Origin of the sequence: Pseudoxanthomonas sacheonensis (genome assembly GCF_031455975.1) — a bacterium.
GTDB classification, from domain to species: Bacteria; Pseudomonadota; Gammaproteobacteria; order Xanthomonadales; family Xanthomonadaceae; genus Pseudoxanthomonas_A; species Pseudoxanthomonas_A sacheonensis_A.
Genome location: NZ_JAVDTT010000003.1, coordinates 157337 through 171026 on the forward strand (window position 1 = coordinate 157337; position 13690 = coordinate 171026).

A 13690-nucleotide genomic window follows, 5' to 3' on the forward strand; every position below is an offset into this window, starting at 1 on the left:
GTCTAACAATACTTGTCTACCAATCCCTTATCGCTGTGCCTGCTGCGCCTCTCCGCGCTGGGCGATGTGACCCATGTCGTACCTTTGGTCCGCACGCTGCAGCGCGCGTGGCCGCTGGCGCAACTGCATTGGATCATCGACAAAGGCGGCCAGAAACTGCTGGAAGGCCTGGACGGCGTGGTCTTCCATGCCTACGACAAGCGCTCCGGATTGGCGGGCATGCGCGCCTTGCGCAAACAACTGCCGGCGGACGGCTTCGATGCGCTGCTGCAGATGCAAGTGGCCTTGCGCGCCAACGTGCTGTCGGCCTTCGTTCCCGCAAGGCGCCGCATCGGCTACGACCGTGCCCGCGCCAAGGACCTGCATGGCCTCTTCATCAACGAACGCATCCCCGACCGCCCCGGCATCCATGTGCTGGACGCCATCGGCAGCTTCTGCGAACCCTTGGGCCTGACGCAGACCGAGGTCGTGTGGCACCTGCCGGTGCCCGATTCTGCGCGCGAGTGGGCCAAGGCGCAGTGGGCCGATGACGGAACGCCGACCCTGATGATCTCGCCTTGTTCCAGCCATGTGCGCCGCAACTGGTATCCGGACCGCTATGCCGCCGTCGCCGACCATGCCGCCGCCAAAGGCTGGCGGATCGTTCTGTGCGGCGGCCGCAGCGAACTGGAACGCGACACCACCGACGCGATCCTCGCGGCGATGAAGGCGACTGCGCTGGACCTGGTCGGCAAGGACACGTTGAAGCAGCTGCCGGCTCTGCTCGAGCGCGCCGATCTGGTGATGACGCCCGATTCCGGCCCGATGCATATCGCCAATGCCATGGGCAGCAAAGTGTTGGGTCTGCATGCCGCCAGCAATCCCATGCGCAGCGGCCCGTATTCCGACGTGCGCTATTGCGTGGACAAATACGATGCGGCGGCGCGCAGGTTTCTGGGCAAGCCGGCGTCGGAACTCAAGTGGGGAACCAAGATCGAGTTCGACGAGGTGATGGGGTTGATTGGCGTCGAGGATGCGGTCGCCGCGTTCGAGCGCTATTTGGCCGACCGCCCCGCCGCCTAGGCGCGGACGGGGACCGGACCGGCCCGAAGATCAGCGCGTGGAGCCGGTCTTGTAGTCCTGGTAGGACTTTTCTTCCACGTAGCTCGAACCCAGCGCCAAGTTGATGTCCTTCTTGATCCGCGCGCGATCGTCGTTCTCGAAGTAAACCGCACGCGCCAGGCGGATGAATTCGGCGTCGAATTCCTGCGCCTTCTCCTTGATGCGGATGTCGTCCTCGATCACCCACAGGCGTTCGTTGACCTCTTTCAGTTGCGCGCGGAGTTCCACGATGTTGTTGCCGGCGGCAGGATGCGCCATCCAGGTGCTTTCCAGGGCGGACAATTCATTGCGCACGTTGGCCAGTTTGGCTTCGTCGCTCATGCGCTCGGACTTGATCTGCAGGATGGCGATCTTGTCCAGCAGTTCGCCGAAGGAAACGGGGACTTGGATCTCTGACATGGCATCGGCTCTGTTTTGCGGAAGTCGGGAGTGTAAGGGAACGGGTGTTCGCGATCCGTTCCCACTACATGCAAAAGCCCCCTTACGGGGGCCCTTGGCATATCTGGCGGAGAGGGAGGGATTCGAACCCTCGGTACGCTTACACGTACGCCTGATTTCGAGTCAGGTACATTCGACCACTCTGCCACCTCTCCGGTCGCCCCGCCCATACCGGCCGGGGTCGTGCATGATACGGGGCGGGCCACGCTGGGACAAGCGCGCCGGGACGAGCGCGACAGCGGCTCCAGCCCCGTTTGCCATACCGCCACTGAACCCGCACAGGCCCGCAATCCGGCAAAACCTTGCTGCCTGTCCGTTTCCTCGCGATCATGCCGTTCAAGCCGATAGGGATAATCGGAATTCAGACCAACAGGGCGCCATGATCGAATTCGGACACCTCACCCACGTTGGGCTCCGCCGCGACTTGAACGAAGACACCTACTACGGTGACAGCGAGCTGGGGCTGTGGCTGGTGGCCGACGGTATGGGCGGACACGCTTGCGGCGAAGTCGCCAGCGCCCTGGCCCGCGAAACCATCGTGCGCGAGATCCGCGACGGCACCCCGTTGGCGCAGGCCATCCGCATCGCCGACGAAGAGATCATCCGCACCTCCAAGCGCCGCAACGACACCCTGCCGATGGGCACCACGGTAGTGGCGGTACGCGTGCACGGCAACCGGTTCGAAGTCGCCTGGGTAGGCGACAGCCGGGCCTACCTGTGGCGCGACGGCAATCTGGCCCAGCTCAGCCAGGACCATAGTTACGTGCAGGAGCTGATCGTGCAGGGCTCTCTGACCAGCGAGCAGGCGCGTTCCCACCCGCATCGCAACGTGGTCACCCAGGCCTTGGGCGTGACCGACCCCAATCACCTCAATGTCGAAACCATGACCGGAGAACTCAAGCCGGGCATGCAACTACTGTTGTGCAGCGACGGCCTGACCGAGGAAGTGGACGACAAGGGCATCGCCAACACTTTGCGCCACAACGATTGCAGCGCGCAGGAATGCGTGGATACGCTGATCGCCGCAGCGCTGGATGGCGGCGGCTCCGACAACGTCACCGCGATTCTGGTCCGCTGCCACTAACCCGATCTTCGGTAGGAGCGCCCCATGGGCGCGAACTCCTGATTCGCCGTAGAAAGAGCTCGCGCCCATGGGGCGCTCCTACAAAGGCGCGTAGTCCCACAGGCAGTTATCGCCGGATTTCTTACGCAACACGGCCAGGCGCGATTCGTGTGCGGCCAGTTCCACCTCACTGATCACGACGCGCGGACGCGTTCCTACCGCCGGGATGGCGAACACCGGCACGGCCGTAGTCTGCTGCGAAGGTTCGTCGCCGCCAAAACCGATCTCGCTCTGCCCCGCGGTCAGGTGCAAGTACACCTCGCACAACAGCTGTGCGTCGAGCAGCGCGCCATGCAACTGGCGGTGGGTGTTGTCGACGCCCAGGCGCTTGCATAGCGCGTCCAGCGAATTGCGCTGGCCGGGGAAGCGCTGCCGCGCCATCAGCAGCGAATCCTCCACCTGCACACGGTCGCGCATGCGTCCGTAACGCTCGCCCAGCAGCGACAGTTCGTTGTCCAGGAAGCCGATGTCGAACGCGGCGTTGTGGATGATCAGTTCGGCGCCGTCGATGAACTCCAGGAAGCCATCGGCGATATCGGCGAACAACGGCTTGTCGGCCAGGAATTCCAGACTGAGTCCGGTCACCTCCGCCGCACCCTGCTCGAACTCGCGCTGCGGATTGATGTACTGGTGGTAGGTATTGCCGGTCGGCCGGCGCTCCATCAGCTCGACGCAACCGATTTCCACCACCCGGTTGCCCTTCTTCCATTCGAGGCCGGTGGTTTCGGTATCCAGGATGATTTGGCGCATGCGGTCAGCTTACCTTGAGGGCTCGGATGCGAACAGCTTGAGTACATCGTCGTCGGGTGATAGCTGCACCATTTTCTCGAAGCGGAAATCGAGCTTTTCCAGCACTCGTATCGAACCTGCGTTGCGCGGGTCGACGATGGCGACGATACGCCGCAGCTCCAGCCGCGCGCGCGCGTCCGCCAGCACGGCGGCGCCGGCTTCCGCCGCGTAGCCACGTCCGCAGAATTCCGGGAGCAAGGCATAGCCCAGGTCCACGTCGGCCAGGGTAGGACGATTGACCAGGCCGCACAGGCCTGCCGTCTCGCCGCTCTCCTTGATTTGCACGCGATACAGCCCGAAGCCGTTGGCCCGGTAGCTGGCGATCGGCCCTTTCACGATGTAGGCGCGGGCATCCTCCAGGCTGCGCACGCCGCGGTCGCCGATGTTGTCGAGGAAGCTGGGCTCGTTGAGCAGTCTGCGGACGAAGGCGATGTCTTCCGGCGATTCGGAAGAGAGCTCATGCAGTTGCAGACGTTCGGTTTCGATCACTGCCTTGGCCATGTCAGCCCACCGATGCGAGATCGCGGAACTTGATCGCCTCGTTGCGCGCCAGTACGTCCACGCGTTCGTTGTCCGGATCCCCAGAGTGGCCTTTCACCCAGCGCCATTCGATGGTGTGGCGTTGGGTCGCGGCATGCAGACGCTCCCAGAGGTCGCGGTTCTTGACCGGATCGCCGCCGGCGGTCTTCCAGTTGCGGCGCACCCAGTTGGCCATCCATTCGGTGATGCCCTGACGGACGTATTGGGAATCGGTCTGCAGGGTGATCCGGCAGGGCTCGCTGAGCGCTTCCAGAGCCATGATCGCGGCCATGAGTTCCATGCGGTTATTGGTGGTCAGCGCTTCGCCGCCAGCCAGCTCGCGCTCGCGGCCCTGATAGCGCAGCACGACGCCCCAACCGCCAGGGCCAGGATTGCCCAGGCAGGAGCCGTCGGTATGTACTTCCACTTCTTTCATCGATGACCTTCTTTAATTTAGGAATACGCGGCATGGCGCCACTCCCGCTTTCATGCGGGTGCGGCGCCGGCCTGCCATTGGCGGGCCACCGGGGCGGGGGGAATCAGGGAGGCGGTACGTTTCTCCACTTCCAGCAAACAGACGGCGCGCAGCCGGCCGGGGGCGCGCACCTGCGATCCGGCCGTCATGCGCCAGAGCGGACCGAGATAGCTCACTTCGCCGCCACAAGGTTGCAGGCCGAGCTGGCGCAGGCGGCGGCGCCAGTCCTGCACGTCGCGCGCCTGCAGCCCGCTGCTGCGCCAGCGCGCGCGGTAAGGGCTCCACGGGTTGAGAACGAACAGGTACAGCCGGCCGCCCGGTGCCAGGACCCGCACGCCTTCCTCCAATAATCCTTCCCTGTCGTCGTCCAGCGCATGCTGCAGGATCAGGTTGTCGATCGATTCGTTGGGCAGGGGCAACGGCAACCCGCACTGCAGGCTCCCGGCATAGCGCTCGCCCCACGGATATAGGAACAGACTGCGGGGCGGCAATCCCACCTCGTCAAGCGGGCCGGCGGGGGCTACGGGAACTAGCCAAAGCCACGGCTGCTGCGCGGGTCGCGAGATCAAGGCGGCCCTGATCACCGCCTGTTCCGCCGCCAGCAAGGGCTGACCCCGTACCGTGTCGAACCAGGCCAGGGCATCGGGTTGACGGCTGATCTGCAGGACAGGCATGTTCGGAATTGTAGAGGACCGCTCAGCCGACCGCCCTTTCGAAGTTGAATCCGCCCTCTTCCGCTGGTGACCGATGCGCCTGACCGCCCTGCCCGCCTTCGAAGACAATTACATCTGGGCCTTGGTGGACGACGACGGCAACGCCGTGATCGTCGACCCCGGCGATGCCGCCCCCGTACTGGCCGCCAGCGAACTGGGCATGTGGCCCGCAGGCGTGCTGGTCACCCACCACCATCCCGATCACAGCGGCGGCCTGGCCGCCCTGCGCAAGCGCTGGCCGACCCTGCCGGTGTTTGCACCCGAGGACGCGCGCATTCCGCATGCCACCGAACGGGTCGGCGACGGCGCCGCGTTCAGCCTGAACGGATGGGAATTCAACGTATTGGCCGTGCCGGGCCACACGCTGAGCCATATCGCCTTCCACGGCGCGGAGGGTCATCTGTTCTGCGGGGATACCCTGTTCAGCATGGGCTGCGGGCGGCTATTTGAAGGCACACCGTCACAGATGCTGGCTTCACTGGAGCGCCTGGCAAGCTTGCCCGGCGACACATCCGTCTGTTGCGGCCACGAGTACACTTTGGCCAACGCAGCCTTCGCCCGGGCCGTGGACCCCGCCAACGACGCCTTGCGTCGCCGTACCGAGGAAGCCCAAGCCATGCGCCACGACGGACGCCCCACTCTGCCTTCCACCCTCGCCACTGAACTGGCCACCAATCCGTTCCTACGCGTGGATGCGCCGGCCATCCGCGACGCGGTCGCGCGTCGCCTGGGCCGCCCCTCCACCGACCGGGTGGAAACCTTCGCCGAACTAAGGCGCTGGAAGGACGGCTTCCGCGCATGAGGCCGCGCGGGTACCGCTCGTGGGCGTTGCTGTGCGCGCTGGGAATTGCCTATGCAGCGCATGCCGGTGCGCTTCGAGCCGCTGAAAATGCAGGCTCGGAGCTTGGCAATCCTGAGCGTGGCGACACCAGCCTCGCCACGACCGCGAACGCATCGGCTCCGGGCAGCCCTCCACTCGAGCTGGAATCGCTACCCCCCTCCCGCCAACGCAACGGGCGCGAGATCTACGAAAGCTTCCGCGCCGGCCTGGCCGATCCCACTTGCGATGCCTCCGCCACCAGCATGCGCTGGAAGAAACACTTCGGCCATGCGCCAGGGCAACTGGCGCGTGGCGACGACGACCTACTGCCGCTGTTCGGCTATGTGGTCGATGCGCTGCGCGACGCCGATCTGCCCACCGAATTCGCCCTGATTCCCTTCGTGGAAAGCGGCTACAAACCCGGCGCGCGCAGTGCCAGCGGCCCGGCTGGGCTGTGGCAGTTCATCGGCGTGACCGCGCGCAACCACGGCGTCGCTATGCGCGGCGGTTATGACGGACGCCTATCGCCGGTGGACTCCACCCAGGCCGCCGTGCGTTACCTGAAGACGCTGCACGGGATGTTCGGCGGCGACTGGCGGTTGGCGGTGATGGGCTACAACGCTGGCGAGTACCGCATCCTGCAGTCGATGCGCCGCGCGGGCATGAACGCGCAGAACGCCAAGCCCGCGCAGTTGCCCGGATTGTCGGGCATTACCTATGCGTATGTGGAAAAACTCCACGCCCTGGCTTGCATCTTCCAACAAGCCGACGACCGCGAGGAATGGCTGCGAACCCTGGACCGCGATGTCCCGCGACTCGCTCCGCAGGCGTTGCCCAGCGATGTCGCCAGCCTGGACGAATGGGCCAAGCGGCAAGGCCACGACGGCGCCCAGTTGCGGCGGCTAAACCCCGCGCTCGCGGCAGGTTTTTCGCGCGGCGGCAAACCCTTGCGGGTGCTCGCGCCTGCCGGCGCCGGCGTAGCGGTCGCCGCCGGCAATCAGGTTGCGGAAATCCCTGCGCTGCCAGCTTCGATGAAATCGAAATCCTCTCAGGCCACGGCTTCCACTGCCTCCCCCGCTACCGGTTCGCACACCGTGCGCCGTGGCGAGTCCGCCTGGACCATCGCGCGCCGCTACGGCCTGCCACCGCAGCAATTGCTGGCCCGCAACGGCCTGGCCAGCACCGCGGTGCTGCAGCCGGGCATGGTCCTGAAACTGGACGGCGATACCGGCGGCAAATGAGTCGACCGCCAGCGCGGGAAAGTCCACCGGCAAAAAGTGGCAAAATAGAGCCATTGCTCAATCGACGAGAAAATCCATGGGTTTCCTGCAAGGCAAGCGCGCACTCATCACCGGCATCGCCAGCGAACGCTCCATCGCTTCGGGTATCGCCGAAGCCATGCATCGGGAAGGCGCGGAACTGGCCTTCACCTACCAGAACGACCGCTTGAAATCGCGCGTCGAGAAGGCCGCCGCCGAGTACGGCAGCAACATCGTGCTGCCGCTGGATGTGACCGACGATGCGCAGATCGCCGCTTGCTTCGAGCAGCTTGGCCAGCACTGGGACGGCTTCGACATTCTGGTGCACGCCATCGCCTTCGCTCCGCGTGAGGCCATCACCGGTGGTTTCCTGGACGGCCTGACCCGCGAGAATTTCGCCCTGGCCCATGACATCTCGGCCTATTCGCTGGCGGCGTTGGCCAAGGCCGCGCGCCCGGCCATGCAGGGACGCAACGGCGCGGTGCTGACCCTCAGCTACCTCGGCGCCGAGCGCGCGCTGCAGAACTACAACGTGATGGGCGTGGCCAAGGCCAGCCTGGAAGCGACGGTGCGCTACCTGGCGCTGAATTTGGGACCGGAAGGCATTCGCGTCAACGCGATCTCCGCAGGCCCCATCAAGACCCTGGCGGCCGCAGGCATCGGCGGATTCCGCAACATCCTCGGACACGTGGAAGCCTATTCGCCGCTGCGCCGCACGGTCACCATCGAGGACGTCGGCAATGTGGGCGCATTCCTATGTTCCGACCTGGCCGCAGGCGTCACCGGCGAAGTCACCTATGTCGACGCCGGTTACAACATCCTGGGCATGACCGGTATCGGCGACGATTGATCAAGCAACTCGCGTAGGTCGGGGCTACGCCCCCGACACACGCGATGTACGACCATGCGGAGATTGCTTGCGTCGGCCACGTAGGGCCGACCTACCCAGTTCATTAACGCGCATAAAAAAGCCCGGCGATGCCGGGCTTTTTCGTGGGGCCGACCGCTTGCCTTAAAGCCGGTCTTCCTTGCGGGTGATTTTGTACTGCTTGCGCAGCGCGGCCACGTAGGCGGCGACATCGCTGGCGCCGTCCATCTGCACCACCTGTTGCTGCAACTGGGTGCGTTGTTCCGGAGTGATCTTGGCCAGGTCGCCCTCGGTGACCTTGTTGACCACGAAGACCGCATAGTTGCCGTCCCCCATCTTCGCCTTTCCAGTCGACACCTTGCCGGCGGCCGGCTTCTGCGTTGCGAAGATGGCCGCGTTGATTTCCGGCGACGGCATCGGCGCGCCGCGCGGAATGCCCGGCAGTTCCGCGGTCTGCAATTTGTCGGCCGCGGCGATGGCCTGCAGGGTTTCGCCCTTGGCGATGCGGGCCAGGATCGCATCCGCGGCTTTTTCCGCCGCCTTGGCGGCGCGGTCGGCGCGGATCGCGGCGATGACTGCGTCGCGCACCTGCGCCAGGGGCTGCGCCTGTTCCGGGGTGTGCTGCAGCACGCGGATGAAAACGGAGTGCTTCGGACCTATCTCGATCGGATCGCTGACCGTACCGTCCTGCACCAGGGAATCGGAGAAAGCCGCACGCAAGACCGCCGGATTGGCGGCGATGCCGGAAGCGGTAGCGCGCGAGAACGGACCGATGCGCTGCACCGGCAAGCCCACGCTCCTGGCTGCCGGTCCCAGTGCGGTCGGGTTCTTGAGCACCTCATTGACCATGCGACCGGCCAGATCGTTGTAGACCTTCTCGCCATCGGCCTCGGCCTGTTCGCGGACCAGCACATCGCGCACTTCCTCGAACGACTTGCCCTGACCCGGCTTGATCTCGCGCAGCTGCAACACGTGGTAACCGAAATCGGTCTTGACCGGGCCGCTGATCTCGCCGGCCTTCATCGCGAACAGCGCGTCCTCGAAGGGCTTGACCATCACCCCGCGATCCACCCAGCCCAGGTCGCCGCCGCTGTCCTTGGATCCGGGATCCTGCGAATTGGCCTTGGCCAGCGCCGCGAAGTCCGCACCCGGCTGCTTGGCCTGCGCGGCCAATGCGGCGACCTTCTGTTCGGCCGCTTTCTGCGTGGCCGCATCGGCCCCGGCCGGCACGCTGATCAGGATGTGCGAGGCGAGGCGTTGCTCGGCGCTCATGAAGCGCGACTTCTCCTGTTCGTAGCGTGCCCGCAACGCCGCTTCGTCGACCGGCGCCGCTGGCGCGTTCGGCGCGGCGCTGCCATCCACGTCCACGTATTCCAGAGTCACCGATTCGCCCTGCTTGTAATCGGCCGGATGCGCGTCGTACCAGGCCTTGATCTGCGCATCGCTCACCGCCGCCGCATTGGCATCGGCGCCGGCCTCGGGCGCTTTCAGCGCAACGATGGTGACGTCGCGGGTCTCGCCCAGCAACTTGATCAGGCGGTCCATTTCCTTGCCGGTAACGAATTCGGATTCGCCGATGCCCCGCGGAATCAGGGCCATCTGCAAGCGGTCGCGCTCCTGCTGCTCGAACAGCACCGGCGTGAGTGCCGGCACCTGCGAAGAAAGCAAAGTCGTGTAGCGAGCCGCATCGAACTTGCCGTCGACCTGGAAAGCCGGTTCGTTGGCGATCGACTCCCGCACGGCCGCGTTGCTCACCGCGATGCCCGAACGTTTGGCGTTGAGCTGCATGACCTTCTGATCGATCAACTGGTCCAGCACCAGCAATTTGTTTTCGGCGGTCTCGAACTCGCGCGGGTCGAAATTCTCGCCCATCGTCTGCCGCTGCTGCTGCCGCGCCTGCTCGAAACGGGTGCGGAATTCCTCGAGGGTCACTTCCTCGTGCTGCCACAGCAGGGACACCGGCCACCAGTTCGGCGCGGATTTCCACCAGGTGGGCGGCGCTTCGACCTTGGCCACGGCGTCGTCGGTGCCGCCGGTCATGTATTCGTTGACGCCGACGAAGGCGAACGGAATGATCAACAGGCCGAGCACGGCGGTGGCTATCCAACCGGAAGTCTTGTCGCGGAGTTTCTGCAGCATCGTGGCGTTCGGCCTGATTTCTCGTAAGCCGCGCAGTTTAGCGCGCTTGGGAGGGCCTGTTAACGCCAAACCCCCATAATCGGCCTGTCCGATGGCATCGATACAGGCCGAGACATTCAGGTCGAAACAGAAAAGGCGCCTTTCGGCGCCTTCCTGTTTCAAATATGGCGGAGTGGACGGGACTCGAACCCGCGACCTCCGGCGTGACAGGCCAGCATTCTAACCAACTGAACTACCACTCCGCTTTGAAGAACTCTTGCAGCAACCGGGCAGACCCGGCGACCGCGGTACACCCGAAGGTGGTGGGTGCTGAGGGTTTCGAACCCCCGACCCTCTCCGTGTAAGGGAGACGCTCTACCGCTGAGCTAAGCACCCTAGTGCTAAACCGACACCGAAGCGTCGGCGGCGAGCAGATTAGTTTACGGCATCCTTCAGGGCCTTACCAGCCTTGAACGCAGGATTTTTCGACGCAGCGATGTTGATGGTGTCGCCAGTCTTCGGGTTGCGGCCGGTACGGGCAGCGCGCTCACGTACCTGGAAGGTGCCGAAACCGACGACAGTGACGCTGTCGCCCTTCTTCAGCGCCTTGGTCACGGAGGAGATGACCGCATCCACCGCGCGTGCGGCATCGGCCTTGCTCAGGTCAGCGGACTCAGCGACGTGGTCGATCAATTCTGTTTTGTTCATGTAGTAACTCCCAGTGCGGATGACCGCGGAATGAGTAATCGGACTTGCCCGGAACGATAGTCTGGGGATCATCCGATCAAGGGTGCCGTGAAGCGCGTCATGAAATCAGGCGCCCGCGGGTACTCCATTTATACCAGCGGGCGGATACCCACGCAAGGCGAAAAGCCAATAATGGCGCGGGTTTCGCGGGTTTTCCCGCTTGTAATTGTCACCCGATCAATGCTTGACGTCGGGGTGCACGGGCGCCTTTCCGGACTCCCGCACGGGCAGCTTCTCGCCGCCGCCGGAGGCCGCCGGGGTCAGCGGACGCTCGAGCGCCAGATCCAGCACCTCGTCGATCCAGCGCACCGGCACGATCTTCATGCCTTGGGTGACGTTGGCCGGGATGTCGGCGAGATCCTTGCGGTTCTCCTCCGGGATGATCACGGTGGTGATGCCGCCGCGGATCGCCGCCAGCAACTTCTCCTTCAGTCCGCCGATCGCCGACACGCGTCCGCGCAAGGTGATTTCGCCGGTCATCGCCACGTTGGCGCGCACCGGATTCTTGGTCAGCGTGGAGACCAGTGCGGTGGCCATGGCGATGCCCGCGCTAGGGCCGTCCTTGGGCGTGGCGCCATCGGGAACGTGCAGATGCACGTCCTGCTTCTGCAGGAAATCGGTATCGATGCCGAGGCTTTCCGCACGCGAACGCACTACGGACAGCGCGGCCGAAGCGGACTCCTTCATGACGTCGCCCAACTGGCCGGTCAGGGTCAGGCCGCCCTTGCCGGGAACCAGGCTGACTTCGATCTGCAGCAGATCGCCGCCGACTTCCGTCCAGGCCAGGCCGGTGACCAGGCCGATCTCGTTCTGTTCCTCGGCGCGGCCGTAATCGAAGCGGCGCACGCCCTGGTATTTCTCCAGGTTCTTGGAAGTGACGCTGATCGCGGCGCTCTTCTTTTTCGCGGGCTTGGGGCCGGCCAAGGCGATCTCCTTGACCACCTTGCGGCAGATCTTGGCGATCTCGCGCTCCAGATTGCGCACGCCGGATTCGCGCGTGTAGTAGCGCACGATATCGCGGATCGCGCCCTCGGCGATCTTCAATTCCTCGGGCTTCAGGCCATTGGCCTTCAGTTGCTTCGGGATCAGATAGCGCTCGGCGATGTTGAGTTTTTCTTCCTCGGTATAGCCGGGGATGCGGATCACTTCCATGCGGTCCAACAGCGGGCCAGGAATGTTGAGCGAATTGGCGGTCGCCACGAACATGACTTCGGACAGATCGAGATCCACTTCCAGGTAATGGTCGTTGAAGGCGCTGTTCTGCTCCGGATCCAGCACCTCGAGCAGGGCCGAAGACGGGTCGCCGCGGAAATCCATCGACATCTTGTCGATCTCGTCCAGCACGAACAACGGATTCTTGGTTCCGGTCTTGTTGAGGTTCTGCACGATGCGGCCCGGCATGGAACCGACATAAGTGCGGCGATGGCCACGGATCTCGGCTTCATCGCGCACGCCGCCCAGCGACATGCGCACGAACTTGCGGTTGGTGGCCTTGGCGATGCTCTGCCCCAACGAAGTCTTGCCCACGCCCGGCGGGCCGACCAGGCACAGGATCGGGCCGCGCATCTGCTTCACGCGCGTCTGCACCGCGAGATATTCCAGGATGCGTTCCTTCACCTTCTCCAGGCCGTAGTGGTCGGTGTCCAGCGTGTCCTGCGCGACCTTGAGATCCTTGCGTACCTTGCTGCGCTTCTTCCACGGCACACCCAGCAGCCAGTCCAGGTAATTGCGCACTACCGCAGCTTCGGCCGACATCGGCGACATCTGCTTCAGCTTGTTGAGTTCGTTCTTGGCCTTGGTTTCCACGGCCTTGGGCATGCCGGCTTCGGCCACCTTGCGGGCCAGGTCTTCCAGTTCGTTGGGCGCGTCGTCCAGCTCGCCCAGCTCTTTCTGGATGGCCTTCATCTGTTCGTTGAGGTAGTACTCGCGCTGGCTCTTCTCCATCTGCGACTTGACCCGGCCGCGAATGCGCTTTTCCAGCTGCTGCACGTCGATCTCGCCGTCCACGAAACCGACCAGCAACTCCAACCGATCGCCGACCTCGATGGTTTCCAGCAGGCGTTGCTTGTCGCTCAGGCGCACGCCCAGGTGCGCGGCGATGGTGTCGGCCAGACGGCTGGGCTCGTCGATGCCGGCCAGGGTCTGCAGCAGTTCGGGCGGCAACTTGCGGTTGGTCTTCACGTATTGCTCGAACAGGCTCATCAGCGAGCGCGCCACCGCTTCCACTTCGCGCCCTTCGCGCAGGTCGCTCGAATCGATTTCCTCGCCACGGCCGTACAACGAACCGTCGCGCTCGCCGACGTCGCTGACGTTCACGCGCGCCGTGCCTTCCACCAGCACCTTGATGGTGCCGTCGGGAAGCTTCAGAAGTTGAAGCACCTGGGCCAGGGTGCCGATCGAATACATGTCGGCCGCCGTCGGGTCATCGGTCTCGGCGGATTTCTGCGCCAGCAGCAGGATGCGCTTGTCGGCTTCCATCGCCTGCTCCAGCGCGCGCATGGATTTGTCGCGACCGACGAACAACGGAATGACCATGTGCGGAAAAACCACGACGTCGCGCAGCGGCAACACCGGCAGGTCGAGAAGATGGGAGTCGGAACGGGCCATGGGGGCTCCAGCAAAGGACGGACAAGGCGGTGCAAAGCACCATGGCCCCGTTATGGGGCCATCTGCGAAGGGATGCAAGTGGAATGGGACGAAAGCCCCGGAAAGCCGTTGGG

Annotated in this window: 13 protein-coding genes and 3 tRNA genes; 5 read left to right on the forward strand and 11 right to left on the reverse strand. The window is 64.5% G+C overall.

What is annotated here, in order from left to right; translation table 11 throughout:
* Window positions 1-12 precede the first annotated feature (12 nt).
* On the forward strand, window positions 13-1062 hold the full coding sequence (locus tag J2W94_RS12825; RefSeq protein WP_310094037.1) for a glycosyltransferase family 9 protein: 1050 nt from the start codon (window positions 13-15) through the stop codon (window positions 1060-1062).
* Window positions 1063-1092: 30 nt separating this feature from the next.
* Here J2W94_RS12825 and J2W94_RS12830 read toward each other — a convergent pair whose 3' ends face one another.
* Together J2W94_RS12830 and J2W94_RS12835 are read right to left on the reverse strand one after the other, a co-directional pair.
* Window positions 1093-1500 (reverse strand): DUF6165 family protein, encoded by a 408-nt coding sequence (locus tag J2W94_RS12830; protein WP_310094040.1) that lies wholly within the window; start codon window positions 1498-1500, stop codon window positions 1093-1095.
* 104 nt (window positions 1501-1604) lie between these two features.
* Window positions 1605-1694: transfer RNA gene (locus tag J2W94_RS12835), tRNA-Ser, on the reverse strand.
* A gap of 224 nt (window positions 1695-1918) precedes the next feature.
* Between J2W94_RS12835 and J2W94_RS12840 the strand changes: the two genes are divergently transcribed.
* A complete protein-coding gene (locus tag J2W94_RS12840) occupies window positions 1919-2623 on the forward strand; it encodes a PP2C family protein-serine/threonine phosphatase (protein ID WP_093279700.1) in 705 nt (234 codons plus the stop codon).
* A gap of 78 nt (window positions 2624-2701) precedes the next feature.
* On the opposite strand, the gene dnaQ is transcribed toward J2W94_RS12840, so the two are convergent.
* Genes dnaQ through J2W94_RS12860 form a run of 4 tightly spaced genes read right to left on the reverse strand, consistent with a single transcriptional unit; the run spans window position 2702 to window position 5119 of the window.
* Complete coding sequence (gene dnaQ / locus J2W94_RS12845) at window positions 2702-3412, reverse strand: DNA polymerase III subunit epsilon (RefSeq protein ID WP_310094044.1); 711 nt, start codon at window positions 3410-3412, stop codon at window positions 2702-2704.
* A gap of 9 nt (window positions 3413-3421) precedes the next feature.
* On the reverse strand, window positions 3422-3952 hold the full coding sequence (locus J2W94_RS12850; RefSeq protein ID WP_310094047.1) for a GNAT family N-acetyltransferase: 531 nt from the start codon (window positions 3950-3952) through the stop codon (window positions 3422-3424).
* A gap of 1 nt (window position 3953) precedes the next feature.
* A complete protein-coding gene (gene rnhA / locus J2W94_RS12855) occupies window positions 3954-4406 on the reverse strand; it encodes a ribonuclease HI (protein WP_310094049.1) in 453 nt (150 codons plus the stop codon).
* A gap of 50 nt (window positions 4407-4456) precedes the next feature.
* Window positions 4457-5119, reverse strand: coding sequence for a hypothetical protein (locus J2W94_RS12860; protein WP_310094051.1), 663 nt, complete (start codon window positions 5117-5119; stop codon window positions 4457-4459).
* Between the two features lie 73 nt (window positions 5120-5192).
* On the opposite strand from J2W94_RS12860, the gene gloB reads away from it, so the two are divergent.
* The 3 genes from gloB (at window position 5193) to J2W94_RS12875 (ending at window position 8087) form a co-directional block, all read left to right on the forward strand.
* Window positions 5193-5960, forward strand: coding sequence for a hydroxyacylglutathione hydrolase (gene gloB / locus J2W94_RS12865; RefSeq protein ID WP_310094053.1), 768 nt, complete (start codon window positions 5193-5195; stop codon window positions 5958-5960).
* On the forward strand, window positions 5957-7219 hold the full coding sequence (locus tag J2W94_RS12870; RefSeq protein ID WP_310094057.1) for a lytic transglycosylase domain-containing protein: 1263 nt from the start codon (window positions 5957-5959) through the stop codon (window positions 7217-7219). The genes gloB and J2W94_RS12870 overlap by 4 nt, the downstream gene beginning before the upstream one ends.
* Window positions 7220-7295: 76 nt before the next feature.
* Complete coding sequence (locus tag J2W94_RS12875; RefSeq protein ID WP_310094060.1) at window positions 7296-8087, forward strand: enoyl-ACP reductase FabI; 792 nt, start codon at window positions 7296-7298, stop codon at window positions 8085-8087.
* Window positions 8088-8249: 162 nt separating this feature from the next.
* On the opposite strand, the gene J2W94_RS12880 is transcribed toward J2W94_RS12875, so the two are convergent.
* The 5 genes from J2W94_RS12880 to lon form a co-directional block, all read right to left on the reverse strand.
* The gene (locus J2W94_RS12880; protein ID WP_310094063.1) at window positions 8250-10244 is read right to left on the reverse strand and encodes a peptidyl-prolyl cis-trans isomerase; all 1995 of its coding nucleotides are present in this window, start codon (window positions 10242-10244) and stop codon (window positions 8250-8252) included.
* Between the two features lie 165 nt (window positions 10245-10409).
* Window positions 10410-10486, reverse strand: a tRNA-Asp gene (locus tag J2W94_RS12885).
* Between the two features lie 58 nt (window positions 10487-10544).
* Window positions 10545-10619, reverse strand: a tRNA-Val gene (locus J2W94_RS12890).
* A gap of 39 nt (window positions 10620-10658) precedes the next feature.
* The gene (locus J2W94_RS12895) at window positions 10659-10931 is read right to left on the reverse strand and encodes an HU family DNA-binding protein (RefSeq protein WP_093279692.1); all 273 of its coding nucleotides are present in this window, start codon (window positions 10929-10931) and stop codon (window positions 10659-10661) included.
* Window positions 10932-11147: 216 nt separating this feature from the next.
* The gene (lon, locus tag J2W94_RS12900; RefSeq protein ID WP_310094068.1) at window positions 11148-13577 is read right to left on the reverse strand and encodes an endopeptidase La; all 2430 of its coding nucleotides are present in this window, start codon (window positions 13575-13577) and stop codon (window positions 11148-11150) included.
* Window positions 13578-13690: the final 113 nt, after the last annotated feature.